The 25,050-nt window shown below is 69.5% G+C and carries 20 protein-coding genes; 9 read left to right on the top strand and 11 right to left on the bottom strand.

Features of this window, described 5'->3' with window-relative positions; all coding sequences use genetic code 11:
- The first annotated feature begins 38 nt into the window (after positions 1–38).
- The 3 genes from KY661_RS33370 to KY661_RS33360 all read left to right on the top strand — a co-directional run bounded on the left by KY661_RS33370 (position 39) and on the right by KY661_RS33360 (position 2,405).
- Positions 39–740, top strand: coding sequence for a MotA/TolQ/ExbB proton channel family protein (locus tag KY661_RS33370; protein WP_225414038.1), 702 nt, complete (start codon positions 39–41; stop codon positions 738–740).
- A 15-nt stretch (positions 741–755) separates the two neighbouring features.
- Complete coding sequence (locus KY661_RS33365) at positions 756–1,208, top strand: ExbD/TolR family protein (RefSeq protein ID WP_075008376.1); 453 nt, start codon at positions 756–758, stop codon at positions 1,206–1,208.
- 117 nt (positions 1,209–1,325) lie between these two features.
- Positions 1,326–2,405 carry a 3-deoxy-7-phosphoheptulonate synthase gene (locus tag KY661_RS33360; protein WP_075008377.1) on the top strand — a complete coding sequence of 360 codons (1,080 nt, stop codon included), beginning with the start codon at positions 1,326–1,328 and terminating at the stop codon, positions 2,403–2,405.
- Positions 2,406–2,415: 10 nt separating this feature from the next.
- Here the strand turns inward: KY661_RS33360 and KY661_RS33355 are convergent, their stop codons facing one another.
- From KY661_RS33355 to KY661_RS33335, 5 genes are all read right to left on the bottom strand, one after another.
- On the bottom strand, positions 2,416–3,153 hold the full coding sequence (locus tag KY661_RS33355; RefSeq protein WP_225414037.1) for a 2OG-Fe dioxygenase family protein: 738 nt from the start codon (positions 3,151–3,153) through the stop codon (positions 2,416–2,418).
- Between the two features lie 98 nt (positions 3,154–3,251).
- Positions 3,252–5,096 (bottom strand): acyl-CoA dehydrogenase, encoded by a 1,845-nt coding sequence (locus KY661_RS33350; RefSeq protein WP_225414036.1) that lies wholly within the window; start codon positions 5,094–5,096, stop codon positions 3,252–3,254.
- A gap of 167 nt (positions 5,097–5,263) precedes the next feature.
- A complete protein-coding gene (locus tag KY661_RS33345; protein WP_225414035.1) occupies positions 5,264–5,911 on the bottom strand; it encodes a MaoC family dehydratase in 648 nt (215 codons plus the stop codon).
- On the bottom strand, positions 5,911–6,360 hold the full coding sequence (locus tag KY661_RS33340) for a MaoC family dehydratase N-terminal domain-containing protein (RefSeq protein WP_075008381.1): 450 nt from the start codon (positions 6,358–6,360) through the stop codon (positions 5,911–5,913). Before KY661_RS33340 ends, KY661_RS33345 begins: the two co-directional genes overlap by 1 nt.
- Before the next feature lie 17 nt (positions 6,361–6,377).
- Positions 6,378–7,379 carry an NAD(P)H-dependent amine dehydrogenase family protein gene (locus KY661_RS33335; protein WP_225414034.1) on the bottom strand — a complete coding sequence of 334 codons (1,002 nt, stop codon included), beginning with the start codon at positions 7,377–7,379 and terminating at the stop codon, positions 6,378–6,380.
- A 256-nt stretch (positions 7,380–7,635) separates the two neighbouring features.
- On the opposite strand from KY661_RS33335, the gene KY661_RS33330 reads away from it, so the two are divergent.
- Complete coding sequence (locus KY661_RS33330) at positions 7,636–8,739, top strand: HD domain-containing phosphohydrolase (protein WP_225414033.1); 1,104 nt, start codon at positions 7,636–7,638, stop codon at positions 8,737–8,739.
- Between the two features lie 8 nt (positions 8,740–8,747).
- Here the strand turns inward: KY661_RS33330 and KY661_RS33325 are convergent, their stop codons facing one another.
- Positions 8,748–10,811, bottom strand: coding sequence for a peptidylprolyl isomerase (locus KY661_RS33325; protein ID WP_225414062.1), 2,064 nt, complete (start codon positions 10,809–10,811; stop codon positions 8,748–8,750).
- Between the two features lie 60 nt (positions 10,812–10,871).
- Between KY661_RS33325 and KY661_RS33320 the strand changes: the two genes are divergently transcribed.
- The 4 genes from KY661_RS33320 to KY661_RS33305 all read left to right on the top strand — a co-directional run bounded on the left by KY661_RS33320 (position 10,872) and on the right by KY661_RS33305 (position 17,235).
- Positions 10,872–11,936 (top strand): zinc ribbon domain-containing protein, encoded by a 1,065-nt coding sequence (locus KY661_RS33320; protein WP_225414032.1) that lies wholly within the window; start codon positions 10,872–10,874, stop codon positions 11,934–11,936.
- Between the two features lies 1 nt (position 11,937).
- Entirely contained in the window at positions 11,938–12,873 is a 936-nt protein-coding gene (locus KY661_RS33315; protein ID WP_225414031.1) for an AAA family ATPase, read from the top strand.
- Positions 12,870–14,195 (top strand): DUF58 domain-containing protein, encoded by a 1,326-nt coding sequence (locus tag KY661_RS33310; protein ID WP_225414030.1) that lies wholly within the window; start codon positions 12,870–12,872, stop codon positions 14,193–14,195. Before KY661_RS33315 ends, KY661_RS33310 begins: the two co-directional genes overlap by 4 nt.
- Positions 14,196–14,505: 310 nt before the next feature.
- Complete coding sequence (locus tag KY661_RS33305) at positions 14,506–17,235, top strand: DEAD/DEAH box helicase (protein WP_263437571.1); 2,730 nt, start codon at positions 14,506–14,508, stop codon at positions 17,233–17,235.
- A gap of 27 nt (positions 17,236–17,262) precedes the next feature.
- On the opposite strand, the gene KY661_RS33300 is transcribed toward KY661_RS33305, so the two are convergent.
- The 4 genes from KY661_RS33300 to KY661_RS33285 all read right to left on the bottom strand — a co-directional run bounded on the left by KY661_RS33300 (position 17,263) and on the right by KY661_RS33285 (position 21,306).
- Complete coding sequence (locus KY661_RS33300) at positions 17,263–17,631, bottom strand: Smr/MutS family protein (RefSeq protein ID WP_263437570.1); 369 nt, start codon at positions 17,629–17,631, stop codon at positions 17,263–17,265.
- Positions 17,632–17,929: 298 nt separating this feature from the next.
- A complete protein-coding gene (locus KY661_RS33295; protein ID WP_225414027.1) occupies positions 17,930–18,955 on the bottom strand; it encodes a DUF72 domain-containing protein in 1,026 nt (341 codons plus the stop codon).
- A gap of 132 nt (positions 18,956–19,087) precedes the next feature.
- Positions 19,088–20,671 carry an amidohydrolase family protein gene (locus KY661_RS33290; RefSeq protein WP_225414026.1) on the bottom strand — a complete coding sequence of 528 codons (1,584 nt, stop codon included), beginning with the start codon at positions 20,669–20,671 and terminating at the stop codon, positions 19,088–19,090.
- A gap of 131 nt (positions 20,672–20,802) precedes the next feature.
- On the bottom strand, positions 20,803–21,306 hold the full coding sequence (locus KY661_RS33285) for an SgcJ/EcaC family oxidoreductase (protein WP_225414025.1): 504 nt from the start codon (positions 21,304–21,306) through the stop codon (positions 20,803–20,805).
- A gap of 248 nt (positions 21,307–21,554) precedes the next feature.
- On the opposite strand from KY661_RS33285, the gene asnB reads away from it, so the two are divergent.
- Entirely contained in the window at positions 21,555–23,429 is a 1,875-nt protein-coding gene (gene asnB, locus KY661_RS33280) for an asparagine synthase (glutamine-hydrolyzing) (protein WP_225414024.1), read from the top strand.
- Here the strand turns inward: asnB and KY661_RS33275 are convergent.
- Positions 23,378–24,793, bottom strand: a complete 1,416-nt coding sequence (locus KY661_RS33275) for a serine/threonine protein kinase (RefSeq protein WP_225414023.1) — start codon at positions 24,791–24,793, stop codon at positions 23,378–23,380. The two genes, asnB and KY661_RS33275, sit on opposite strands and share 52 nt — an antisense overlap.
- Positions 24,794–25,050: the final 257 nt, after the last annotated feature.

Here is a 25,050-nt window from a genome sequence, read left to right as displayed (position 1 = left end):
AAGTCTCGGTCCTGGCCGAGCCTCCTGGCCACTTTTCCATGAGCCTGACCGAACTTCTCCACTATCTGCGCCTTGGCGGCGTCACCATGGCCATCCTCCTGCTCGCCTCCGTCGTGGCGCTGGGGGTCGCCATCGAGCGCATCATCGCCCTCTGGGGGGTGAGCGAGAACTCCCGCGTTCTCGGAGAAACCGTTCACAAGCACCTGCTCCGGGGAGACCTGGCCGCGGCGCGCACCGCCGCCGAGCGCTCGAAGGCCGCCGTGGCGGACATCTTCCTGGCCGGGTTCGACCGGCTGGAGCGCGCCCGGCTCACCGGGGGCGGCGTGGAGTCGGCCGTGGAGCGGGAGCGGGCCCAGGTGGGCTTGAGGCTGCGGCGCAACCTGTGGCTGCTGGCCACCATCGGCTCGCTCGCCCCCTTCGTGGGCCTGTTCGGCACCGTGGCCGGCATCATGCGATCCTTCAAGGACCTGGGGCTGGACGTGGACGCCGGGGGCACCGGCGGCACCGCCACGGTGATGACGGGCATCTCCGAGGCGCTGATCGCCACCGCCGTGGGCATCCTCGTGGCCGTGATGGCGATGGTCTTCTACAACTACTTCCAGGCGCGCCTGGCCCGGGTGCTCGTGGAGCTGCGCCTGCTGGGCGACGAGTTCGTGGAGCTGCTGCACGAGCGTCCCACCCTGCCCGCCGCCCCAGTCCTGCCCGAGCCCACCGCCCGGGGCGATGCCACCCCCGTCTGAGCCGAGGAACCCCGCATGGCGATGGGAAAAATACCGGGAAACGATGACGAGGGCAGCGAGGGGGTCTTCGCGGAGATCAACATCACCCCGCTCACGGATCTCTTCCTGGTGCTGCTCATCATCTTCATGGTGACCAGCACCGTCATCGTGCAGCAGGGGCCCGGGGGCGGCGCCAAGGCGGGCCTCAAGGTGAACCTGCCCAAGGGCGGCGCCGCGGATGTCACCGCGCGCTCCACGGACCTGTCGGTGGCCGTGCTCGCCAACGGGCAGTACGTGCTGGGCGGCAACACCGTCACCGAGGACGAGCTGCGCGGGGCGTTCGACAAGGCCAAGGCCGACAACCCGGACACCGTCGTCATCGTCCAGGCGGACGAGGGCGTGTCCCACGGCACCGTCGTGCAGGTGATGGAGCTCGCCAAGCGGGCCGGCCTGGCCCAGCTCGCCATCGGCGTGCGCGAGGGCGAGTAAGCGCCTCGCACCGGGTACGCCACGACCCACGGGGCCAGGATTCCAGTGTTTACAGTGAAACACTGCAAATCCTTGGAATTCAGCCCGCTCTCTCGGCAAAGATGGGGGGGACCGCCTATGACCGCTCGCACAGAAAATTTGAATGTCGTTGGTTTCGACCACATGCCGTCCCCCGCCGAGATCAAGGAGCGGGTGCCGCTGACCGAGCGCGCCGCCGAGGCCGTACTGGCCGGGCGCCGCTCGCTGATGGACATCCTGAACCGCAAGGATCCGCGGGTGTTCGTCATCGTGGGCCCCTGCTCCATTCATGATCCGGAGGCAGGCCTCGACTACGCGCGCCGGCTGAAGCGGCTCGCCGACGATGTCCGGGAGTCGATCCAGGTGGTGATGCGCGTCTACTTCGAGAAGCCGCGCACCTCCACGGGCTGGAAGGGCTTCATCAATGATCCGCGGATGGATGACTCCTTCCACATCGAGGAGGGCATGGAGCGGGGCCGCCGCTTCCTGAGGGACGTGGCCGAGCTGGGCCTGCCCGCGGCGACCGAGGCGTTGGATCCCATCGCGCCGCAGTACTACGGCGATTTGATCTCCTGGACGGCGATCGGCGCGCGCACCGCGGAGTCGCAGACGCACCGCGAGATGGCCTCGGGGCTGTCGACGCCCGTGGGCTTCAAGAACGGGACGGACGGCGCGCTGGACGCGGCCATCAACGGCATCCTCTCCGCCTCGCACCCCCACAGCTTCCTGGGACTCAACGAGAAGGGCGAGGCGGCCATCATCCGCACGGGCGGCAACGCCTACAGCCACCTGGTGCTGCGCGGCGGCGGCGGGCGTCCCAACTACGACACGGTGTCCATCGCCCTGGCTGAGCAGGCCCTCACCAAGGCCAAGCTGCCCTGCAACGTCGTGGTGGACTGCTCCCACGCCAACTCCTGGAAGAAGCCGGAGCTGCAGCCGCTGGTGATGCGCGATGTGGTGCATCAGATCCGCGACGGCAACCGCTCCGTGGTGGGCCTGATGGTCGAGAGCTTCCTGGAGGCCGGCAACCAGCCCATCCCCGCGGACCTGTCGAAGCTGCGCTACGGCTGCTCGGTGACCGATGCGTGCGTGGACTGGGCCACCACCGAGGAGGCGCTGCGCGGCGCACACAAGGTGTTGCGCGAGGCCTTGTCCTCACGGCGCACGGACTGCCGGTAGCGAGGCGTTCTCACGGGGCCGCGGGGCCCTGGAACGCCCTGGCGCGGAAGGTCAGCACCAGCGTGTCCCGGTGGCCCCGCTCCGCCAGCGGCTGGATGGGGGTGCTCTCGTGGATGACCCGCTCGTCATCCAGCAGCAGCGCGGACCATGGCTCGGTCAGCGTGAAGCGGATACCACGCGGGCCCTCGGCCTCGAACACGCGCGTCTCGCCGCCCTTGATGCCCTCGCGCCCCACCAGCAGCACGGCGACGAAGTCCACGCCATCCCGGTGGGCGCCCTCCGGCGTCGGCCGGCCGATGCCGTCCGCCGTGTCGATGCGGAACTGGTGCGCCTCGACGTACCAGGGCTGCGCGCCCTTCAGCTCCGAGCAGCACGCGGCGAGCCCCCGCAGCAGTTGCCGCCAGGGCTCCTGGGTGACGACCGCGGAGAGCATCGGCTCGAACCAGCGCTCCAGGCCGCCGTGCAGCGCGTTGTATTCGACGGGCTGCCAGTGCGCCCGGGGCGGCACGGCGGTGACGGCCTCTCCCTCCACGATGAAGCACGCGTGGCGGCGCGAGCGGTAGCGGCCCCCATCGCGCAGGTAGGTGTCGGCGGGCAGCGCGTCCCACGTGGGCCTCAGCGCATCGAGCGCGGCGGCCGGGGTTCCCACCCGTTCACACAGGCCCTCGCGGCTGAGCACGGCGTAGCCGAGTTCCCGCAGGACCCGGATGAGCTGGGAGGGGGGCGTGACGGGCGGGGAGAGGTTCATGGGCGCGACGGGCACCTTAGCGCCCGGCTCCCCCCCTGGAAACGGCCGAGCCCCGCCTCCCTCAAGGGACGCGGGGCCCGTTCAGGAACACGCCCGGACTAGGCCGCCGAGAAGGCGGCGTCCGGGATGTCCATCGGCGAGGCATCCTCGAGCGCCATCAGCCGCGCGGACTGCTCCACGGTGGGAAGCACGTTGCGCGCGTACCACAGGGCGCTCCACTTCTTGCCCTCGTAGAAGGCCCGGTCCGGGTTGCTCTCGGAGAGGCCCGCCATGGACTTCTCCGCCAGCACCGCCGCGTCCAGCAGCAGCCAGCCCACGGCCACCTCGGACATCATCTGCAGGAAGCGGTTGGCCGACAGGGGGATGAGCTGCGTCTTGGCCGGGTCCTGCGACCAGCCCAGCAGCGCCATCGCGCTCGACATCAGCCCCTCCTGGGCCGCCGCCAGCGCCTTCACCTCGGTGCCGAACGTCTTGTGGTCGCGGTTGGCCTCGATGAAGCCGCCCACGTCCTCCATGAACTGCTGGAAGTACGAGCCGCCGGCCTGGCCCAGCTTGCGGCCCACCAGGTCCATGGCCTGGATGTGGTTGGTGCCCTCGTAGATGGAGAAGATCTTCGAGTCGCGGCAGTACTGCTCCACCGGGTAGTCCTTGCAGAAGCCCGCGCCGCCGTAGATCTGAATGGCCTGGGCACACAGGCGGAAGGCCTGGTCCGAGCCATACGACTTCACCAGCGGGGTGAGCACCTCCACCTGGCCGCGGTGGTAGGCCGCCTTGTCATCGTCCTTGCCCGCGAGCTGCCGCGCCTTGTCCGTGTGCATCGCCAGCTTGAAGATGAGCGCGCGGATGCCCTCCACGTGCGACTTCATCTCCAGCAGCATGCGGCGCACGTCCGGGTGCTCGATGATGGGCACGCGGGGCGAGGAGGGGTCCTTCCACTTGGTGAAGTTGCCGCCCTGCTTGCGCTCCTTCGCGTAGTCGAGCGCGTTGTAGTAGGCGGCCGAGGCCAGCGCCACGCCCTGGGTGCCCACGGCGATGCGCGCCCCGTTCATCAGCTTGAACATCTGGCTCATGCCGACGTGCTCGACACTGCCCACGAGCTCGCCCACGCACGCGTCGTTCTCGCCGAAGTTGAGCACACACGTGGCCGAGCCGTTGATGCCCATCTTGTGCTCGATGGAGCCCAGCGTCACGTCGTTGGGCTGACCCGCGGAGCCATCCGCGTTGAGGCGCAGCTTGGGGACGATGAACAGCGACAGGCCCTTGGTGCCCACCGAGGCCCCATCCACGCGCGCCAGCACCAAGTGGATGATGTTCTCGGTGAGATCATGGTCTCCCGCGGAGATGAAGATCTTGGTTCCGCGGATGTTGTAGGTGCCGTCCGCGTTGCGGCGGGCCGTCGACTTGGCCGCGCCCACGTCCGAGCCCGCCTGCGGCTCGGTGAGGCACATGGTGCCGCCCCAGGTGCCATTCTGCATCTTCTCCACGTACTTGTGCTTCTGCTCGGGGGTGCCGCACTCGGCCACCACCTCCGCCGCGCCGTAGGCCAGCCCCGGGTACATGTTGAAGGCGGTGTTGGCCCCGCAGAGCATCTCCTCCACGGCCATCTGCAGCATCATCGGCCCGCCCTGGCCGCCGTGCTCCGTGCTCACACCGACCGTCTTGAAGCCCTGCTCATAGAGCTGCTTCCAGGCGTCCTTGAAGCCCTTGGGCGTGACGACCGAGCCGTTCTCCACCCGGCAGCCTTCCCGGTCCGCCGAGGCGTTCAGAGGCCCCAGCACATCCTTGGCGAAGCGGTAGGTGGCCTCGAGCACCGCCTTCGCCTCATCCGGGCCCCAGGCCTCGAAGGGCGCCTGGCCCAGGAGCTGGCCAACGCCAAACTGCTCGAAAAGGGTGAAGAAGATCTCTCGAAGGTCGGTCTTGTAGTGGTTGATTCCGGCGGACATGGCTTCTCCCCGTCATGAAGGGGCTCGCTGCCTGGCCATGCACACACATGTGTCAGCGGCGCCCTGAGACACCGGAAACTTTACGTCGATTGATTCGAGAGTCAACCGGAAGTGACGCCTCGCGTTGAGGGGCGGTCAAACCGCCCCTGGCCGCCTGGCGAGGACTGTCACTTCTTGTGCTTCTTGGTCCCCTCGGCGTCCGGGTGGGAGGCCTCGGTGGCCGTCTTCGCGGACTTCTTGGAGCCGGGCGCCTTCTTGGCCCCCGTCTCCTCGGCCGGTGCCGCCGGAGCGCTGTCCGGGGTGGCGCCGGGGGCGAGGATGCTCTCGCGCGGCACCTCCACCACGATGGGGCTCTGGCCGGAGCGCTGCCGGTTCTCATCCTCCAGCGAGTAGAAGAGCTGGATGGCCGCCTGCCCCTTCATGAGCAGCTCGCCGCGCTGGTTCTCCGCCCACAGGTCGATCTCGACGAAGTAGCGGCCGCCCGAGCCGTGCCGGTCGCTCACCCGGCCCTTGCAGACGACGGTGTCGCCCGGCCACACCATCTTGATGAAGCGCACGCCGTAGCGGCGCAGCTGGCCGCCGCGGGCCCAGTCGCTGATGAGCTGGCCCAGCATGCCCATGATGAGCATGCCGGGCGCGTACACGGAGGGCATGCCCACGCTCTTGGCGTACACCTCGTCCACGTGCACGGGGTTGTAGTCGCCGCTGGCGCCCGCGTAGCGGGACAGCTGGACGCGGTCCACCGGCGCCTTGGCGAGCGCCGGCAGCTCGTCGCCGACGCGGATGGCTTCGAAGTAGAGCTTGCGCGCGGGCATCAGGCGTTCTCCTTGGCTGCGCGGACGATGAGGGTGCGGCGGGCGCGGAAGACGAGGTTTCCTTCCTCGTCCCGGCCCTCGTCCTCGATGACCGCGACGTCCATCTTGCCCGCGGGCCCCGAGCGCTCGAGCACGTCGGCCACCTTGGTGGCCACGTAGATGCGGTCCCCGGCGAAGATGGGCCGCTCGTACTCGAAGCCCTGCTCGGCATGCAGCAGGCTCTTGATGCCCACCCCGAGCAGCTCGCGCAGGTCCGCCGCGGAGTGGAACGACGCGGGGAACGTGGGTGGCGCCACGATGGTGGGATACCCCGATGCCCGGGCATACTCCTCGTCGTAGTAGATGGGGTTGTAATCGCCGAGCGCCTCGGCGAACCGCCGGATGGCACCCTTCTCGACCTCATTGAGCGTCGGCGGCGACAGACGGCCGATCGCATTCTTGTCCAACATTGCCCCTCCGTTGACTCTCAGCGGCCAGCTGGAAGTTCGAGCACGGTCAGCAGCCCGGCCTCCGCGGCCGTCAATCGTGGCGCGGCGTTCACCAGCGTATGCGCGGTGGCCCGGTCCCCCGCCACTCCCCCCGGGATCTCCACAACCAGCCGTGGCTCCGCGTCGATCTCGATGCGGTCCTTGGGCTCCTCGGCCCCCACGGCGATGGTCAGCTCCAACCTGACCCGCTCCTGTCCTTCCTCGAAGCCCACCACGGACTGGTACATGCCCGCCACGCGCCCCTGGCGCACGGCAAACGCCCCGCCGGAGATGTCCTCCTCGGCGAACACCGGGGCGACCTCCTCCTCGTAGTCGTCACAGTCCAGCCCCAGCCCCAGCGCGCAGAGCGCCGCCGACTCGAGCAGGCCCACGTGGCCAAGCTGCTCCTTGTCCACCAGCTCGAAGAACTCCTCCTCCGACAGCCCCGCGCCCACCTTGCGCTGCAGCGCCTCGCGGCGCGTGCGCGCATCCACCACCCGCGTCACGGTGACGCGCCGGACCGGGCCACACGCCTGCCCCACCGTCGCCACCAGCCGGTCCATCAGGAAGCCAGGGTTGACGCCCGTGCCCAGCACCGCCACGCCCGCCTCCTGCGCGGCCTGGTCGAGCTGCTCGGCCAGCTCCGGGTGCTTGAGGAAGGGAAACGCCAGCTCCTCGCAGGTGGACACCACCGGCAGGCCCAGCTTCAGCGCCTCCAGCAGCTGCGGCATGATGACCGGCAGCCGGGAGCCCGTCGCGTGCAACAGCACCGTGCCCTTGCGCCGCCCCACGGCCTTCTCCAGCGACTCGGAGATCTTCAGCTTGCCGGCCGGCTGGCCGAGCACCTCCGAGAGAGGCCGGCCCACGAGCTGGGGATGGGTATCCACCGCGCCAATGAGCTCGACCTCCGAGGAGGCAAGCGCCGCCCGGGCGATCTCCTGCCCGATGAAGCCAAGCCCCATGATCACCACCGGGACAGGCCCTGTGGGCACTTTCGCCATCGGAGAACTCTCCAGAATTCAAGGGGTTAGGCTCAAAAAACGCGCCTTGGCGCACCATAAACCACCCCACTGGGGCAGGCAAGCGCCAGTTGGTTGATACGGACCTCCGGACAAAGGAGCCCTCCAATGATTTCCACGGATTGAAGGCTGGGAGGACGCGGCAAATCCCACGGCCTGGGGGGTCTGTCTGAGGCTGAGTGAAGACGTGTATAAAGACGGCTCCAGGCACCCCCTCTCCCCTCGGAGCCCGTGAACAATGGACCGCATCCTCGTGGTGGATGACGACGTGCGCATCCTCGCCGCGCTCTCCCGCATCTTCGTGGCAGAGGGGTATCAGGTCGTCACCCACAGCGATCCCGTCCAAGCGGCACGGGAAGAGGGTTTTCAGGTCGTCCTCACGGACTTCATGATGCCCTACCTCAATGGCATCGAGCTGCTGAGCGCGCTCCGGGAGAAGAACCCGCGCGCGGTGCGGCTGATGCTCACGGCCGCCGCCGATTTCCGCACCGCCTCGGAGGCCGTCAACCGCGGGGAAGTCTACCGGCTGCTGGGCAAGCCGTGGACGTTGCCGGACCTGACGAGCAGCGTGCGCCAGGCGTTCGAGCACTACCGGCTGGTGGAGACCAACGCCCGGCTCACGCGCGAGGTGGCCGAGAAGAACGAGGAGCTGACCGTCATCAACCAGAGCCTGGAGCGCCACGTGGTGGAGCGCACCACGGGGCTGCTCGATGGGCTCATCAGCGCCCTGGACTACCGCGACACGGAGACCCAGTGGCACTCGCGGCGCGTCTCGCTCTATGCCCGGCGGCTGGCGCAGGAGAGCGGCCTCACCGGGGTGGCGCTGGACATCGTCGAGCAGGGCGCGCTGCTGCATGACATCGGCAAGATTGGCGTGCGCGACTCCATCCTCCTCAAGCCGGGGCCGCTGACGCCCGAGGAATGGGAGGAGATGCGCAAGCACCCGGAGTTCGGCTACCGGATGCTGGCGAAGATTCCCTACCTGCACGACGCCTCGCTCATCGTCCTGCAGCACCAGGAGCGCTGGGACGGCAAGGGCTATCCCGAGAAGCTCTCCGGCAAGTCCATCGTCATCGGCGCGCGCATCTTCGCCATCGTGGACACCCTGGATGCCATCACCTCGGACCGGCCCTACCGCAAGGGCCGGCCGCTGCAGGTGGCCAAGGACGAGATTCAGCGCTGCGCGGGCACGCAGTTCGATCCGGTGCTCGCCGAGGCGTTCCTCCGGGTTCCCGACGAGGAGTGGCTGCGCATCCGCTCCGAAGTGGAAGCCATGGAGGCCAGTGAGCAGCGGCGCTTTGGCACCCCGCTCCAGGTGCCCGCGCTCGCCACCGGCTCCTGAGCCCGCGCTCAGGGTTCCGCCCGCACCTCCAGGATGACGTCGCCTTCGAGCAAGGCATCCACCACCTCCATGCCCGCCGTCACCTCGCCGAAGGCGGTGTACCGGCCGTCCAGGTGCGGCTGCGGCGCGTGGGTGAAGAAGAATTGGCTGCCCCCGGTGTCCTTGCCCGCCAGCGCCATGCCGATGACGCCCCGCCGGTAGGCCCGGCGCGTCATCTCGCAGCGGATGGAATAGCCGGGCCCGCCCTCCCCGTCCCCTCGTGGATCGCCCCCCTGCGCGACGAAGTCGGGCACCACGCGGTGGAAGCTGATTCCCCGGAAGTACCCCTGTCGGGCCAGCGCATGGAGGTTGCCCGAGGTGAGGGGCGCCTGGGCAGCATCCAGCGCGACGGTGATGTCCCCCTTGCGCGTGCGGAAGATCAACGTGGCGCCCGGGGGTGCGGCGGGCGGCCTGCGGGTCCCCGGCGGCGACTCCACACGCGCGGAACGGACCGGCTGGCCCGTCAGCCCCGTGAGGGCCTCCGCCGCCACGCGGCGCACGTTGGCGTGGGGATGCACCAGCCACCCGCGCAGCACGGGCTCGGCGGCCTTGCCCTCCAGCGCCACGAGCGCTCCCGCCACGGGCTCCGCCAGGTCCGGCTCCTGGGGCACCCGCGCCGCCAGCGCATGGACCTCCGGCAGAGCGTCGAGGACCTTCATCTTCCCCACCGTGGCCGCCGCCATGCCCGCCACCACCGAGTCCTCTCCCTTCAAGAGGGCCCGCACGGGCGCCACGGCCTCGGGGACCGGGCGGGCGGCCACCGCGTCCAGGGCGGCCAGCCGCACCCTCGCGTCCGCATGGCTCAAGCCCGGCACCGCGCTCTGGGCGCCCTCGGGGACCTGAGTCTGGGCCAGCTCGCGCAGGCCCAGCGCCCACCGCCGCGCCTCGGGAATCCGTCCGCCCCCGCAGGACAGCACCTGCGCGAGGGTCCCGGTTTGCCGGTCCATCGCCGCGGCGAGCCGGCAGTCGAGCCACGCCACATCCTCGGCCGCGGTCTCCGAGGCGGGCGGTCCTGCCTCCGCCAGCGCGCGGCGCAAGGCCTCCAGCACGGGCCGCCCTGCCCGGGGTAGCCCCTGCTGGGCCACCGCCAGGATCGCATGTGCGGACGCGGAGGTGCCCGAGGCCACGCGCCGGGCCTCCTGGCGCAAGGCCCCCAGCGCCTCCAGGGGCGGACACGCGGTGCTGCACGCCGAGGCCCACCGGCTCAGCGTCCGCGCCGCTTCGGCCGCCACGCGGGGCGTGGGGTCCTCCAGCAGACGCGCCAGGGCCGTCACCTCCTCCGGCCCCGCCCCCTCCCCGAAGCCCTTCGCACACAGGGCCCGGACGTCGGGATCCGCGTCCGACAGGCAGTGCCGCAGCGGCGCCAGCGCCTCGGGCCGCTTCACGTAAACCAGCAGGTAGGCCGCCCCGTAGCGCGTCTCCACGGGCTGATCCGCCCCGAGCAACGCCTTCACGGGCTCCAGTGGCACCTCCGTGAGCGAAGCGCCCCGGCGCCCCGACACGCCCAGCGCGAGCGCGGCCCGCCCCGCACGGCCGTGCGCCTCCTTCAGCCGCTCGATGAGCCGGTGAATCGCTCCCGGCGTCCCCAGCTTGCTGAAGGCCTCCAGCAGGGCCCGCTGGACTCCCTCTTCCGGTTCCTTCGCCTCGGCCTCGCGCAGCGCCTCCGTCATCCGGGCCTTCTGCTCCTCTGGCAAAGGCTCCCAGGAGAGGGCCAGCTCGCCCGCGGCGAAGGCGGCCTCCTCCCGGACGGACGGCTCGGCGGTGGCAAGCCCCGCGAGGATGACCTCCAGCGTGGAGGCATCCTGAATGCGCGCCAGGGCCCGCAGCGCACGGATCCGCACGGCGGTGCCGCGCGCCCCCCCGGCCCAGGCCACGAGCTGCCCGTCCCCCAGCGAGCGGCGATCCTCCCAGTCCTCCACCTGGGCCAGCGCCTCGCGGTCCCCTGCCCCCGGCGGCGCCACCGCACGGACACACGCCACGGGAAGGAGCAGCGCCACGACGCAAGCGCACAGCCGCGAGAGCAAGGGGAGCATCCGCTGGACGTAGGCCAAAAGCCCGCTGAAATCCAGGGGTTAGGCCGCAAGCCGTTTGACTTGAGCGAGGCGTCCCCCGAAGATGGGCGACCGTCTTCCTGGCAAGGAGCGCTGGCCCTGAATTGCCCTGGTTGTGGCACCCAGGTCGCGGATGGCACGTCCATCTGCCCCAAGTGCGACTACATCATCGACGCATCCTTCCTGTCCTCGGAGCCCCCACCAGGAAGCAATGACGACGACGAAGTCACGGGAGCCGGAGAGGACCCGCGACAGTCCGCGCCCCCACCGCGCCCAGCCCGGCGTTCGACCGCTGCGGGCACCTCGAGCAAGGTCTCCACGAACGCGCGGGGCGGTGCAGGCACCGCCGCGGGAAGAACCGGCGCGCGGCCCGCGGCGAACCGGTCAGGTCCCCGTGCCGCGGTCCCGCCCCGGGAGGCCGCCCCACCGGAGGACGCGACCCAGATCAAGAGCGTGAAGGACATCGCCCCGAGCCGCGCCCCGTCCCGCCCCCCGCCGTCCCGGCCCGCTTCCCGCGCCGCGCCCACCGCCCGGCGGGCCCCTGAGCCGGAACCCGAAGCCGAGCTGGACGACGCGGATCCGCGCAAGCCGCTCCTGCCGCCCCCTTCCTCGAGCGCCGGCGCCTACCACCACACCGGGAAGATCGTCGCCCCCGAGGAGGTCATCAGCGATGCGCGCGCGTTCGTGGGCGGGCTGACGCGCTCGGACAAGATCACCTTCGCGGGCGCCGCGGCCATCATCATCTCCTGCTTCCTGCCCTGGAAGGAGACGGCCGAGGACGGAGAAATCCTGGGGCTGCTGAGCATCGGCGCGGTGGCGCTGGTGGGAGGCGCCGCCATCATCGCCGCCATCGCCGTGCGGGTGCGCCGGACCCTGCCGAGCCTCCACCCGCTGGCCCCGTGGGTGATTCAGCTCGGGGTGTCGGTCTTCTGCATCTTCTTCACCCTCATCTCCATCCGGCTCGCCAGCGACTCCACCGTGGTGGCCTCCCCCATCGGCAACCAGATGGTGGAGAACTCCTCGGCCAGCTTCGGCGTGTTCCTGGCCCTGCTGGGCGCCATCGGGGCGCTGACAGGCTCGCTGATGGGGCTCAAGGAGCGCTCGTAAGATGTCCAGCGGCACGCCCCTCTCCCGCCTCACCGCGGCGCTCGAAGCCACGGTGCTTGGCCAGCCCCACGTCATCGCGGACCTGGTGACCGCCTTCCTGGCGCGAGGCCACGTGCTGCTGGAGGGCGTGCCCGGCGTGGCCAAGACGCTCACCGCGCGCAGCATGGCCTCCGCGCTGGGCCTGGCCTTCACCCGCGTCCAGTTCACCCCGGACCTGATGCCGAGCGACATCCTCGGCACGAACGTCTTCCACCCCGCCGACAACGCCTTCCGGCTGATGCGCGGCCCCGTCTTCACCGAGGTGCTGGTCGCGGATGAAATCAACCGCACCCCGCCGAAGACCCAGGCCGCGCTCCTGGAGGCCATGGAGGAGCGCCAGGTCACCATCGACGGCGTCACCCACCCGCTTCCGCCGCCCTTCTTCGTGGTGGCCACCCAGAACCCGCTGGAGTTGGAGGGCACCTACCCGCTGCCGGAGGCCCAGCTCGACCGCTTCCTCATGCGCGTGCGCGTGGGCTACCCGGAGGCGGTCTCCGAGATGGCCATGCTGCGGGGCTTCCACCAGCGCGAGGGAAAGCCCGCCACGGTGGACCGCGTGCTGGAGGCTCCCACCCTCGCGGAGCTGCAGCTCCGGGCGGCCCGCGTCACCTGCGACGAGTCCATCCTCTCGTATGTGGTGACGCTCATCCGCCAGACGCGCGCCCACCCCCGCATCCGCCTGGGCGCCTCGCCCCGCTCGGCGCAGGCGGTGCTGGCGGCGGCCAAGGCGCGCGCGGCCCTGAGGGGCACGGACTTCGTCACCCCGGATGACGTGAAGGACGTGGTGCCCAGCGTCCTCAACCACCGCCTCCTGCTCAAGGCCGAGGCCGAAGTCGAGGGCGTCACCGCCGACGAGGTGCTGAAGCAGACGCTGGAGCAGGTACAGGTCCCCCGGTGAGCCCAGGCCGTCCCGTTCCCACCGGGCTTGCCGTGGCGCTGCTGGCGGTGGCCCTCGTGCCCGCGGCCCTCGCCGTCGCCAGCCCCGTGTTCGCCTGGCTGGCGCTCGCGCTCGATGTGGCGGTCCTCGTGCTGTGCGCGGTGGACTTCTTTCTCGCCCCCCAGGCCTCCGAGGTGGACGCCCGGCGCGTGCTGGAGCCCATCCTCCGCTCCGGCGTGGACAACCCTGTCCACCTGGAGCTCACGGGCCACCGCAAGGGCCCCCTCCAAGGCGAGGTGAGGGACGAAGCCCCGGCGGACGTGGAGGCGCGGGGACACCGGCTCCCCTTCGCCCTGTCCCCGGAGGCGGGCCCCCTCCGGCTCACCTATGCCGTGCACCCGCTCACCCGGGGAGACCTCCGCTTCGGAGACCTGCACCTGCGGCTCGCCGGGCCCCTGGGGTTGTGCGCCCGCCAGGTGCGCGTGCCCGCGGCCCAGACGGTGAAGGTGTACCCGGACCTCACCGCGCTCACCCAGGAGGCACTGGCGCTGGCGCTCGCCTCGGAGGCTTCCTCCGAGCGCTCCCAGCGCCGTCCCGGCGAGGGCCGCGAGTTCGAGAGCCTGCGCGAGTACCACCTGGGAGACGACTACCGCACCATCGACTGGAAGGCCTCCGCGCGGCGCTCCCGCACCATGGTGCGCGTGTACCAGCCCGAGCGGAACCAGCCCGTGCTGCTGCTGCTCGACTGCGGGCGCCACATGGCGGGCCAGGTGGACGGCCGCCGCAAGCTGGACCACGCGGTGGACGCGGCGCTGCGCGTGGCCAAGGTGGGGCTGGATGCGGGCGACCTGGTGGGCGTGCTGGCCTTCGCCAGCGAGGTGCGCACCTACCTGCCCCCGCGCAAAGGCCACGAGCACCTGCGCCTGCTCACCGAGGCGCTCTACCGCGCCGAGGCCTCCTTCGAGGAGAGCGACTACGGCCGGGCCTACGACTTCGCCTTCGCGCGCACCTCGCGCCGCACCCTGGTGGTGCTCTTCACGGACCTGTTGGACCCGGGCGCCTCGGGCACGCTCGTCACCCGCACCCTCATGCTGCGCCCGCGCCACCTGCCCGTGGTGGCCTCGCTGCGGGACGAAGACTTGCGGGCCGCCGCCACCCAGGTGCCCCACTCTCCCCAGGAGGCCTACACCCGGCAAGCCGCCGCGCGCCTGGAGGAAGACTCCCGGCGCACCACGCTCACACTGCGGGACGCAGGCGTGCTCGTGGTGCGTGCGCCGGCCCAGGGCTTCGGCGCCGCGGCCATCAACACCTACCTGCACGTCAAGGCGCGCGGCCTGCTCTGATCTCCATTGCCTTTCGAAGCGGAAGTCCTCCCGGATTCCGTTGTCCTTCCGGACACGCGAAGCGCCGCGAGACACCCGAATCTCCCCGTCAAGTCCGTTGTGCGGACGGCGCTGAAAAGATGTTCCGGCCGCGTTTCCGATGAAGAAACGTGCCAATCGCTCCGGAGCCGATTTTCCGGCCTCGGAGAAGACCCCCTTTACACACGATCGGCGTCCATAGAATGTGCGCCGCTTCAAACGCCCGCCACTGGAGGCGGTGCGTCCGCGAACGGATGGAGATCGCATCTTGGGTGCGGAGGTTGCACGGGGTTTGAAGGTCGAAGTCGAGGTCTCGGCGGCGGCGGCGGCGGTGGTGCAGGGCGCGGTGGAGCCAGAACGGTCCCTCACCCCCTTCCACGAGCAACTGCTCGCGGAGGAACTCACCGCGCGCAGCGGAGACTCGCACCAGCGGCTGGCGGGTGCGCTCTCCGAGGCCAAGGTGGACCTCAATCCACATCAGGTCGAGGCGGCCATGTTCGCCCTCGACTCGCTGTCGCGCGGCGGATGCATGCTCGCCGACGAGGTGGGCCTGGGGAAGACCATCGAGGCAGGGCTCGTCATCGGCCAGCTCATGGCCGAGGGCAAGACGCGCATCCTCATCCTGGCGCCGGCCACGCTGCGCGCACAGTGGAACAGCGAGCTGCGGGAGAAGTTCGACCTGGACTCCGTGATGGTGGACGGCCGCACCGTGCGCGCCACCGGCAACTGCTTTGATCAGCCCTTCCCCGTCATCTGCTCGCACCCGTTCGCCGCCAACCGGGCCGCCCTGGTGGCGGAGATTCCCTGGGACGTGGTCGTCATCGACGAGGCGCACCGGCTGCGCAACGTCTACAAGGCGGGCCACAAGACGGGGCAGGCCCTGCGCGCCGCGCTCGGCGGGCGCCCCAAGCTGCTGCTCACCGCCACCCCGCTCCAGAATGACCTGATGGAGCTGTTCGGGCTGATGTCCCTGCTGGACGAGCAGATCCTCGGGCCCGAGCACGCCTTCCGCAGCCGCTACCAGGTGGACCCGGAGGCAGGCGGGCTCAAGGAGGACGCCGTCACCGAGCTGAAGGAGCGGCTGGCCCCCATGGTGCAGCGCACGCTGCGGCGGCAGGTGCGCGAGTACGTGCGCTACACCAACCGGCGCAGCATCGTGGAGGACTTCGCCCCCTCGCCCGAGGAGCAGGACCTCTACGAGAAGGTGAGCGAGTACCTGCGCCGCTCGGAGGCGGCGGCCATCGAGCCGGGCAAGAAGACGCTGCTCACGCTGTGCTACCGCAAGCTCCTGGCCTCCTCCACCTACGCCATCGCGCCCACCCTGCGAAAGCTCGCGGAGAACCTGGAGAAGCGCCTGGAGTCCGCGAAGCTGGGCGCCCAGGCCCTGGCCCTGTTCGAGCCCGACGAGGTGAAGCAGTACGCCGAGGAGGGCGAGGAGTGGTCGGACGACCCGGCCCGGCCCGCCAACATCCGCACGCTCCAGAACGAGATGTGGGAGCTGAAGCAGTACGCGGACCTCGCGGACTCCATCAAGGTGAACGCCAAGGGCGAGGCGCTGCGGCGCGCGCTCGACCGGACCTTCACGGTGATGCGCGCCCACCAGTGGCCCGAGAAGGCGCTCATCTTCACCGAGTCCAAGCGCACGCAGCAGTACCTGTTCAACCTGCTGTCGGACAACGGCTACCGGGGAAAGATCTCCCTGCTGTCCGGAGACGTGGCCTCCACGCCCGAGGAGCGCCGCGCGCTGGTGGAGGACTTCCGCCACCGCATGCAGATCCTCATCTGCACCGAGGCGGGCGCCGAGGGGCTCAACCTCCAGTTCTGCAACCTGGTGGTGAACTACGACTTGCCGTGGAACCCGCAGCGCGTGGAGCAGCGCATCGGCCGGTGCCACCGCTATGGCCAGCAGCGGGACGTGCTCGTCATCAACTTCCTCAACCGGCAGAACGCGGCGGATGCGCGCCTGTTCGAGCTGCTGGAGAAGAAGCTCAACCTCTTCGACGGGGTGTTCGGCGCGTCGGATGAAATCCTCGGCGCGCTGGAGAGCGGCGTGGACTTCGAGCGGCGGGTGCTGGACATCTACCAGTCCTGCCGCCACCCGGACGACATCAACGCCGCCTTCGACAAGCTGCGCTCGGACATGGAGCAGCGCATCAGCACGCGCATGACGGAGATGCGCTCGGTGGTGCTGGAGCGCTTCGACGGGGATGTGCGGCGGCGGCTCCGGGTGGCCGGGGACCAGACCAAGGAAGTGCTCGCCAAAAGGCAGCAGGAGGCCCGCGCCCTCACCAACTCCGTGCTGGGCAGCCGCGCCTCGGGCCGGCTCCAGGTGGCCAAGGCCGCCTACGCCGTCCGCGACCGGACGCACGAGGCCATCAGCTACCTGCAGCTCGACGCGGCGGGGCTCCCCTCGCGGCTGGCGCGGCTCGCGGGCAGCGAGGGCTGGTGGTTCGCCTACAAGTTCGAGCTGTCGGGCCTCAAGCCCGAGGAGAAGCTCGTCCACCTGGTGCTGGTGAAGGACCGGGACGGCGGGTTCCGCGCGCTGCCGCTGGCCGACGGGGCCCACTTCGTGAAACTGGCCGCGAAGCAGGAGAAGCGCCGCCAGCCCGAGCCGGTCTCCGTCACCCTGGTGCAGGAGCAAGCCCTGCTGTCCGCCAAGGACGAGCTGCTCCGGGCCGCCGACCGCCGCAACGCGCTGGAGTTGGATCTCGCCAAGGAGCGCGCGGACCGCTACGCCGAGGACTGCCTCCTGGAGTCACGGGAGGCGCTGGAGCACACGCGCGAGCAGTGGGTGGAGGCGCGCAAGCGGGTGCTCATGGCGGAGGATCCCTCGGAGCGCGTGAAGGCGCGGGCGCATGCGGACCGGCTGGAGCGGGACTACCGCCGGCGCCTGGCCTCGGTGCGCAACGAGGAGGAGAAGCGCTACGCCGCCAAGGACCGCGCGCTGGCGGACCTGGGCCAGAAGGCCAAGGTGACGGAGAAACGCTCCCTCATCGCCTCGGCGTACTTCTGGCTGAGCTGAACCGAGGAGGGACGGTGCTGCGGGGACTCAGGGGCCGGACGGCGGCTCCGGGTCCTCCTCACCGGGAAGCAAGGGTTTGAGCCGCACCCAGGTGGCGCCCCAGCCCCCATCGCGCTCTTCCGCGGTCCTGAAGGATTCCACACTGGATAACTTGGGTAGCACACTGTGTACGGTTCTTCGCAGTGCCCCCGTCCCTTTGCCGTGGATGATGCGGACGTCCAGCAGGCCTTTCTGGCGGCACGCCCACAGGTACTCGGTGACCAGGTCCTTCACTTCCCGAGGCTGAAAAACATGCAAATCGAGATTCCCATCGATGGGAATTTCGACCACCTCCTCATCGAAGGGAGCTTCGGGGGGTGAGGCTTCCGACGGTGGTGGGCTGGACCTTCGGCTCATAAAAGCCCTCTAATTCCCGCTGCTTCTGCTCCGCCTCGCGGCGGCGGCGCTCCTTGGCCTCACGAAACTGCTGACTGAGGGAAGAGACTTCCGTTCTCAGGGCAGAAAAATGTTTGCCCACATCCTTTCCGGAGACCCTCTCCTGGGTCTGCGGACTCCCCTGCCCCCCCCTGGCGCCACCTGTCGCCGTCAGCTGCACAACGAGGGCTGCCATCATCAAAGGGTTCATGGCCCTGCCTCATAGCAAGAGCTGTGCTCAGGCTTCCCGGAAGAGTGATTCCGTCCAGAAAGAGACCTTTTAGCCACCCAGCACCGCATCAATGCTGGCGGCGAGCTTGAGGGCGGACCGGGGCGCGCTGCCCTCCGCCTTGTTGTTGATGATGACGTAGGAGGGCAGCCCCTTGCGCGTCGCGGCGGCGCAGACCCCGGCCAGGGCTTCCCGGGTCACCGTGTCCTCGTCCACCAGCGTGTGGAACGGGGCATAGCGGGCACGGGCCTCCTCGTAGCCCAGGTGCGGCGGCAGCATCCACCGGACCACCAGGGCCCGCGAGGTGAGCGCCCGCGTGCGCAGCACCTGCTGCACCACGGGCGGCATCTGCCGCCACACCGACAGCACGGGGCAGACCCCGAGCTCCTCCAGCGCCTGGGCGAACCCCTCCGTGAGCAGCTCCTCGTTGCGAACCTCCACCGCGTAGAGCGGCCCCCGGGGCAGCGCCGCGAAGAAGGCGTGGAGCCGCTCGACGAAGCGCGCCGGGCCGCCAAACCCCCGCGTGTCCTGCGGCGGGAACTGAAAGACGAGCGGCCCCGCCTTGTCCCCCAGCCCCTCCACGAAGGGCGCCACCACCATGTCCGCGGCGTAGCTGGCGTTCAGGAAGCGGTCATTGGGCTGGCCCCGGTGAACGCCGTAGCGCTCGTGGGCGGGGTAGCGCGCCAGGGTGCACACCTCGTGGGCCTTCACCAGGAAGCGGAAGGCCTCCGGCACCTGAGCGGCATACTCGGAGAAGGTGATGGAGGAGATGGGGCCATAGAAGGTCCGGTCCACCCCCACCGTGCGCAGGACCGGGTGGCGCCCGTAGGCCAGCAAGCCCTCACGGGCCAGCGTCGCCTGGGCCGCCTCCCGGTCGTAGACGATGCCCGTCCAGCCGGGAAAGGCCCAGGAGGAGGTGCCCAGGTGAATTCCCGGGGGCAGACGCTCCCCCAGGGCGCGCACGTCGTCCGCGACGGGCGCGGGCCCCACGGGCTCCGCCCGGCGCGAGCGGCGCGGGGGCGGTTCGGAGACGGCTCCGGTGAAGAGGTTCAGCTGCGAGGGTTCTCGAGAGGGCATGGCGGCTCCAACCGGGCGCAGGAAGACCCGTACCCGCAGGAATTAACGCGAGTACCGATACAATGCACCAGGTTGGGTCCGGGCGAGCCAACTCTCTGCGTTGCCTGCCCGCCCCTCAGACGGGCGGTGGGGCTACTGCAAGACACCGTCCTCGAAGGCCGCGAGCTGGCCCTCCAGCTTCCACTGGAGCGCGGCCTTCTTGTGGGCGCCGAGGTAGCGCTCGCATGCAGCCGAGACCTGCGCCGCCCCCAGCCCGTCCTGGGCACAGTCGCTCACCGGCTTCCCGTAGGCGGTGCGGTCCGTCCAGAGGCTCTCGCCCTCGACGAAGGCGTGTTGCAGGCTAACCCGCGCCATGTACTTCAGCGTCTTGTAGTCCAGGCGCTGGTCCGTGGCGGCGGCGACGTATTCCTCGGTGATGGAGCCGCGCAGGATGCCCTGATCATCCGTTGCCAGGGTGACGGGCACCTGCTGCTCCAGGTACTTGGAGAGCGGGTGCTGGGCGCCCGAGACCCCGAGCAGGACGCGGTTCGACGTGAGGCAGATCTCCACCATCACCCCGGCCTCGTGCATGTCCCGCAGGAGATCCTCCGCCCCGTCCCCCGCCGTCTCGCGCATGACGTCCACGCTGTGGCCGATGCGCTCCGCATGCGCCTTCTCCACGGCCTCGCGGATGTGGAAGGTCAGATGGCCCTGCGCCTCCGGCGGCAACACCTCGGGGATGAGTTCCCCCGCGTGCAGGGAGATGTGGACAGTCTTGCGGCCGGGCTGGCCGTCGTTGAAGTCGTCCAGCGTGCCCAGGGCGAACATCTCGTCGGAGTAGAAGGCGAGCGACTTCGGGTTCTCCTCCGGGGAGACCAGGTTGATGCCCACCATCTCAGGCACCACCTGCGCCAGCTCGTAGGCATACACCCACTGGCCGAACACGGAGGCCCGCTCCGCCGTGCGGTTGGCCGAGGCGATCAGCCGCACCTCCACGTCACAGCCAGGGTCCGCCGAGGCCGTCCCACAGCGCATCAGCTGGCGGGCGCCGCCCAGGAACGCCGCGATGTTGGCGGCCTGAGCCTGGATGGCGGGCTGGAAGGCCGGATCGGCGATGATCTGCTCGCGCTTGGCCAGCAGCGTCGCCGCGTCCCAGGGATCGGCCGGGCTGAAGAGGCGCATCGCGATGTTGCCCCCCGTCCCCGCGCCGAATCCCTGCATCAGCTCCACATAGATTTGCCGGTTGCGGCCCGCGGTGGACAGGACGTCGGCGAAGATGTCGTCGCCCCGCGCCTCGGTCTGCACGGCGCCATACTTGCCGAACGCATCGAAGAAGTGCTGGTGCGCCTCGAGCAGCGGGCCGGAAAAGCCTTCCATCGACCAGGCACCGAGCACCTGGGAATAGAACTCGCTGTCACTCATCGCGCTGGCAAGCGGGACCGTGTTGTTCGCGCAGGGATTGCTGGCCACGTACGTGGAGGTATCCACGCACGCACCATCCTCGGCCCCCCACTGGATGAGCTTCTCGGTGGTGATGGCGCCCGAGGTATGGGAGTGCAAGTCACCGCCCTTGGGCATCTCCCGGAGGAAGGCCTCCAGCGCCGCGCTGTCCGTGCGCAGCGACTCCATGTGGCCGTTCACCCGCGTTTCGCGGTCCACTTCCGGTGGGGATGACTCGTCACCGCAACTGGCAAGACAGAGGACACTCACCGCCACGGACAAAGAGAGCTTGGTCATGCCACGCATCTGACTGCCGCGTCTCCAAGCAGACCAAGCCACCGGCAGGGGGCACTGTCTCCCAAATGACTTTCTTCAGGACACCCCCTGCCCTGTCAACGGAAGACCTGTCCGGAAAGGCAGGCGCTTCCTCAGGGTGCGGGTTTCACGTCCGTGTTCTGCCCTGCGACAATCCTCCACTGCCCGGAGCCCTTCTTCATCACGTACCGCATCCGGGTTCGCAGCAGCCCGGCCTCGGTGTTCTGCACGCCCGGAGGAAGCCGGGTGTGCCCCGTCACCTCGTGGACCGCATCCACCACGGCGATGTTCGCCTCGGGAAACAGGACCTTCTGCACCGTCACCTGGGTTTTGCTTCCCTTGAAGACGGTGGCGAAGATGGCGGCGTGCCGTTCCTCGATCTGGGCGCGCCCCTCGAAGACGGTTCCCACGATGTTGATGAACGCCGCGTCCTCAGTGAAGTCCTTGGACCAGGCCGCCGCATCGCCTTGGTTCCAGGCCTCGGTCTGAGCCGCCACGAGCTCACGAAGCGCCACCTCGTCCTGTGGGGCGGTCCCCTGGGCCGCGCCATGGGCACATGCCGTGGAAAACAAGAACACCCAGGTCAGCCACGATGCCGTCAAGGCCGTACGAGTCATGCGTCCATCCATCCAAGAAAAAGGGAGGGGGCATGGTACATGGATGGCCCTAAGACGGAACTTTCCCGGTTGGAGACCGGGACCCTCCGAGCCTTCGCCGAGCCCAACCCTGGGGGCAGGCTGATGCGGGATGGCCGGCATCCCTCACTCCGCTGTGCGTGCCGCACCGGGCAGGATTATCGCCTCCCTTGGGAATGAGCCCGCAGCCCTCCCGGCCGCAGGCTCAAAGACAGACCGGGGGAGCGAGCATGTGCGGAATCGCGGGATGGATTGACTTTGACCGGAACCTGACGCGGGAGCGCGCCATCGCGGAAGGGTTGACGCGGACACTGCACAGCCGGGGGCCTGACGACTCCGGGTTGTGGTTGGACTCCCATGCAGCCCTTGGGCACCGGCGTCTGTCCATCATCGACCTCGAGGGCGGACGCCAGCCCATGACCGCCGAGGAGAATGGCCAGACCGTAGCGGTGCTCGTCTATACCGGCGAGGTCTACAACTTCCGGGAGTTGAAGACAGAACTCGTGTCGCTCGGCCACTCGTTCCGGACGCAGAGCGACACCGAGGTTGTCCTCGAAGCCTACCGGCAATGGGGGCCCACTTTCCCCGAGCGCCTCAATGGCATGTTCGCCTTCGCCCTGTGGGACGCGCGCAAGCAGACGCTGCTGCTCGTGCGCGACCGCCTGGGCATCAAGCCCCTGTATTACCTGCCCACGCCGCAGGGCGTGCTGTTCGGCTCGGAGCCCAAGGCCATTCTCGCGCACCCGGGCGTACGGGCCGAGGTGGATGAGGACGGCCTGCGCGAGCTGCTCGCGTTCACCAAGACGCCGGGCGAGGCCATCTTCCGGGGCATGCGCGAGGTGCGCCCGGGCCACGTGGTGACGGTGACGCGCGGCGGCCTCCGGGAGCGGGCCTACTGGAAGCTCGAGGCCCGGCCGCACACGGATGACCTGAAGACCACGGTGCGCACCATCCGCGAGCTGCTTGAGGACATCGTCTCGCGCCAGCTCATCGCCGATGTGCCGCTGTGCACGCTGCTGTCCGGGGGGCTGGACTCCAGCATCATCACCGCGCTGTCGCAGCGTGCCCTGGCCGCCCAGGGCGCCGGGCCTGTGCGCTCATTCGCCGTGGACTTCGTCAACAACGCGCGGGACTTCACCCCGGACGAGGTGCGCGCCACGCCCGACGCGCCCTTCGTGCAGGAGGTGGCCGCGCATGTCCAATCGCATCACACCGACATCGTTCTGTCCGCGGGCGACCTGGCGGCCCCCCACGTCCGTGCCGCCGTGCTGCACGCGAGGGATCTGCCCATCAGCATGGGAGACATGGACCCGTCGATGTACCTGCTCTTCCGCGCCATCCGTCAGCACTCCACCGTGGCGCTCTCCGGCGAGTCGGCGGACGAGGTGTTCGGCGGCTACTCCTGGTTCCATGACCCGCAGGCCATCGCGGCCCCCACCTTCCCGTGGCAGGCCGCGGCGTTGCACCTCTTTGGCTCGCTCCAGGACGCCCTGGCGCCGGGCCTGCGGCGGCGGCTCGGCGTGAAGGAGTACATCCGGGCGCGCTACGACGAGGCGCTCGCCGAGGTGCCCCGGCTGGAGGGAGAGACCGGGCTGGAGCGGCGCATGCGCGAGGTGTTCTACCTGCACCTCACGCGCTTCCTGCAGATTCTCCTCGACCGCAAGGATCGCACGAGCATGGCCACGGGCCTGGAAGTGCGCGTGCCGTTCTGCGACCACCGCCTGGTCGAGTACCTGTTCAACGTCCCCTGGGCGATGAAGACCTTCGACGGCAGGGAGAAGAGCCTCCTGCGGGCGGCGGCGGCGGACTTGCTGCCAAAGTCCGTGCTGGAGCGGCGCAAGAGCCCCTACCCCTCCACGAAGGACCCCGAGTACACGCGCCTCCTGCACCAGCAGTTCACCGGCCTGCTCGCGAAGACAGGAGCCCCGGTGAAGCCGCTGCTCGCGCAGGAACCCCAGGGGAATGCGTCACCGTCGGCGAGGCCTTACATGGAACAGGTGTTGATGTTCAATGCATGGCTCGAAGACTACGGCGTGAAGGTGGAGGCGAGGAGTTACCGGCCATCCGATGTATTGGGCCTTTCGGGCGCAATGACTGGCATGTAGCAAAAGCCTTTCCACTCATAGCCTTCGGCGCCACAGGGCGGAGAGACCGTTCCGACCTGGCTCCAACACGCCTTGTTGACTTCCACCTCCCATCGGGGACGGCACGGGGGCCGCTTCTGCCCTTTGAGCGGGCCTTTCGGCATATCGAGCGCCACAGCACTGCGGGATGCCTCCGCAGTGCCGTGCCCAATCATGAAGAGGGAAGAGGTCTCGGCTGCGGCGTCCGCCAGTCCTACCCTCCCCTCCTCCAGTCCCGCATCAGGCCGGGCCATCCAAGACTCATCCGGGATGTAAGGAGCGGACAAAGCAATCACGAGGTAGGCCACTGCGACGACTCCCGCCGGAACGGCCAGGGCCCCTCCCCGCCACCGAGGCACCTTCCGTGAGCGGGCTGCGGCGTGTACCGCTGGAGCGACGCGTTCCACCGCACCCTCCAGCTGAAGGTCCGCAGCCGCCCCTGCCCTGGCGGCAGCCCGCTCCAGCACCTCTGCCCACTCGCTCGCATCCCCTCGCTGGCTGGGCCCGTCCGCCAGCATCCGCTCAATGAGCGCGGACAGTTCGGGGCTCACCCAGCGATTGAGCACGTGCGCGGGGGGACGTCCTGCCCTGCCGCCCTGTCTTCTGGCTTGTTTCGCCTCCAGATCCGTCCCAGGGGGCGGATACGTCCCCGTCACCACCCGATAGGCCATGACCCCCAGCGCGTACACGTCGTCTTCAGCACTCGCCGCGTAGGCACCGCCTCGCTTCCGGTGGGTCCACAGGTGACGCAATGCCTGGGGGCTCCGGTAAAGCCGCGTCCCGGGTGCCAGCGGCCCCTCCGTCAACGGACGGGCGCCGGCGTACGTCCCGCATCCGAAGTCCATCAACCAGGCCTCCCCCTTCGGCCCCACCAGGACATTGTCGCCCTTGACGTCCCGGTGGAGCCCCTTCGCCCTGTGCGTGGCCTCCAGCGCTCGCGCCAGCTGGGCCAGAACCTGGAGAACCTGCCGGGAGGTGGGGCTCCGCAAGCGGGCCCAGTCATAGAGGGGCATTCCCTCCACCCACTCCATGACCAGATAGGGGTACGGCATGTTCCAGGGGCCCCCCACCCACTCTCCACGGCCCAGCAGCCGGGGCACCCGGGGGTAGTGAATCCGCGAAAGCAGATCCGCCTCCCGCTCGAATCGCTCATCCCTGGGATGCAGCGCCAGCTTCAGTGCCCCCACTGCCGCTGCCTCTACGCCCTCCTGCTCCACCCGGTACACGGCGCCGTACGTGCCCCGTCCCACACGCCCAGACAGGCGCCAAGGCCCCAGCACCGTGCCAGGCACGAGGGCATCTGGAGATGCAGCTTCCGGGCATGGCTGTCGAGGTGGGCCGCGCATGTCACATGCAACCCTACTCTTTGAGTCTCTCTGTGTCAGCCCCTTCCCTTAGGTAGTGTTAAGCTCCCGAGATTACTGGACGCAGGCATTCATCCGCGTTCACCGGGCGCCGTTCGGTTACGTACCAATTACGGTACGGTACTGGGCGGGGGCCCAAAGTGGGCACGCCCCCTCTGCCACGTCTATTCTTTCTTCTGACAGGCATCCAGAGTCAGGGACTTCTGAACTGGCCCATTGCCCTTCAGAGAACTGGAGCA

The sequence above is a fragment of the Allostigmatella hybrida genome (genome assembly GCF_020103775.1).
Taxonomy (GTDB): Bacteria; Myxococcota; Myxococcia; order Myxococcales; family Myxococcaceae; genus Hyalangium; species Hyalangium aurantiaca.
The sequence above is the reverse complement of the archived record's forward strand: the minus strand, read 5'-3'. Positions and strand labels throughout refer to the sequence as shown.

Coding starts and splice junctions, on each gene's coding strand:
- KY661_RS33370 (WP_225414038.1), top strand. CDS start 39: ATGAGCCTGACCGAACTTCTCCACTATCTGCGCCTTGGCGGCGTCACC.
- KY661_RS33365 (WP_075008376.1), top strand. CDS start 756: ATGGCGATGGGAAAAATACCGGGAAACGATGACGAGGGCAGCGAGGGG.
- KY661_RS33360 (WP_075008377.1), top strand. CDS start 1,326: ATGACCGCTCGCACAGAAAATTTGAATGTCGTTGGTTTCGACCACATG.
- KY661_RS33355 (WP_225414037.1), bottom strand. CDS start 3,153: ATGAACCTCTCCCCGCCCGTCACGCCCCCCTCCCAGCTCATCCGGGTC.
- KY661_RS33350 (WP_225414036.1), bottom strand. CDS start 5,096: ATGTCCGCCGGAATCAACCACTACAAGACCGACCTTCGAGAGATCTTC.
- KY661_RS33345 (WP_225414035.1), bottom strand. CDS start 5,911: ATGCCCGCGCGCAAGCTCTACTTCGAAGCCATCCGCGTCGGCGACGAG.
- KY661_RS33340 (WP_075008381.1), bottom strand. CDS start 6,360: ATGTTGGACAAGAATGCGATCGGCCGTCTGTCGCCGCCGACGCTCAAT.
- KY661_RS33335 (WP_225414034.1), bottom strand. CDS start 7,379: ATGGCGAAAGTGCCCACAGGGCCTGTCCCGGTGGTGATCATGGGGCTT.
- KY661_RS33330 (WP_225414033.1), top strand. CDS start 7,636: ATGGACCGCATCCTCGTGGTGGATGACGACGTGCGCATCCTCGCCGCG.
- KY661_RS33325 (WP_225414062.1), bottom strand. CDS start 10,811: ATGCTCCCCTTGCTCTCGCGGCTGTGCGCTTGCGTCGTGGCGCTGCTC.
- KY661_RS33315 (WP_225414031.1), top strand. CDS start 11,938: ATGTCCAGCGGCACGCCCCTCTCCCGCCTCACCGCGGCGCTCGAAGCC.
- KY661_RS33300 (WP_263437570.1), bottom strand. CDS start 17,631: ATGAGCCGAAGGTCCAGCCCACCACCGTCGGAAGCCTCACCCCCCGAA.
- KY661_RS33295 (WP_225414027.1), bottom strand. CDS start 18,955: ATGCCCTCTCGAGAACCCTCGCAGCTGAACCTCTTCACCGGAGCCGTC.
- KY661_RS33290 (WP_225414026.1), bottom strand. CDS start 20,671: ATGACCAAGCTCTCTTTGTCCGTGGCGGTGAGTGTCCTCTGTCTTGCC.
- KY661_RS33285 (WP_225414025.1), bottom strand. CDS start 21,306: ATGACTCGTACGGCCTTGACGGCATCGTGGCTGACCTGGGTGTTCTTG.
- asnB (WP_225414024.1), top strand. CDS start 21,555: ATGTGCGGAATCGCGGGATGGATTGACTTTGACCGGAACCTGACGCGG.
- KY661_RS33275 (WP_225414023.1), bottom strand. CDS start 24,793: ATGCGCGGCCCACCTCGACAGCCATGCCCGGAAGCTGCATCTCCAGAT.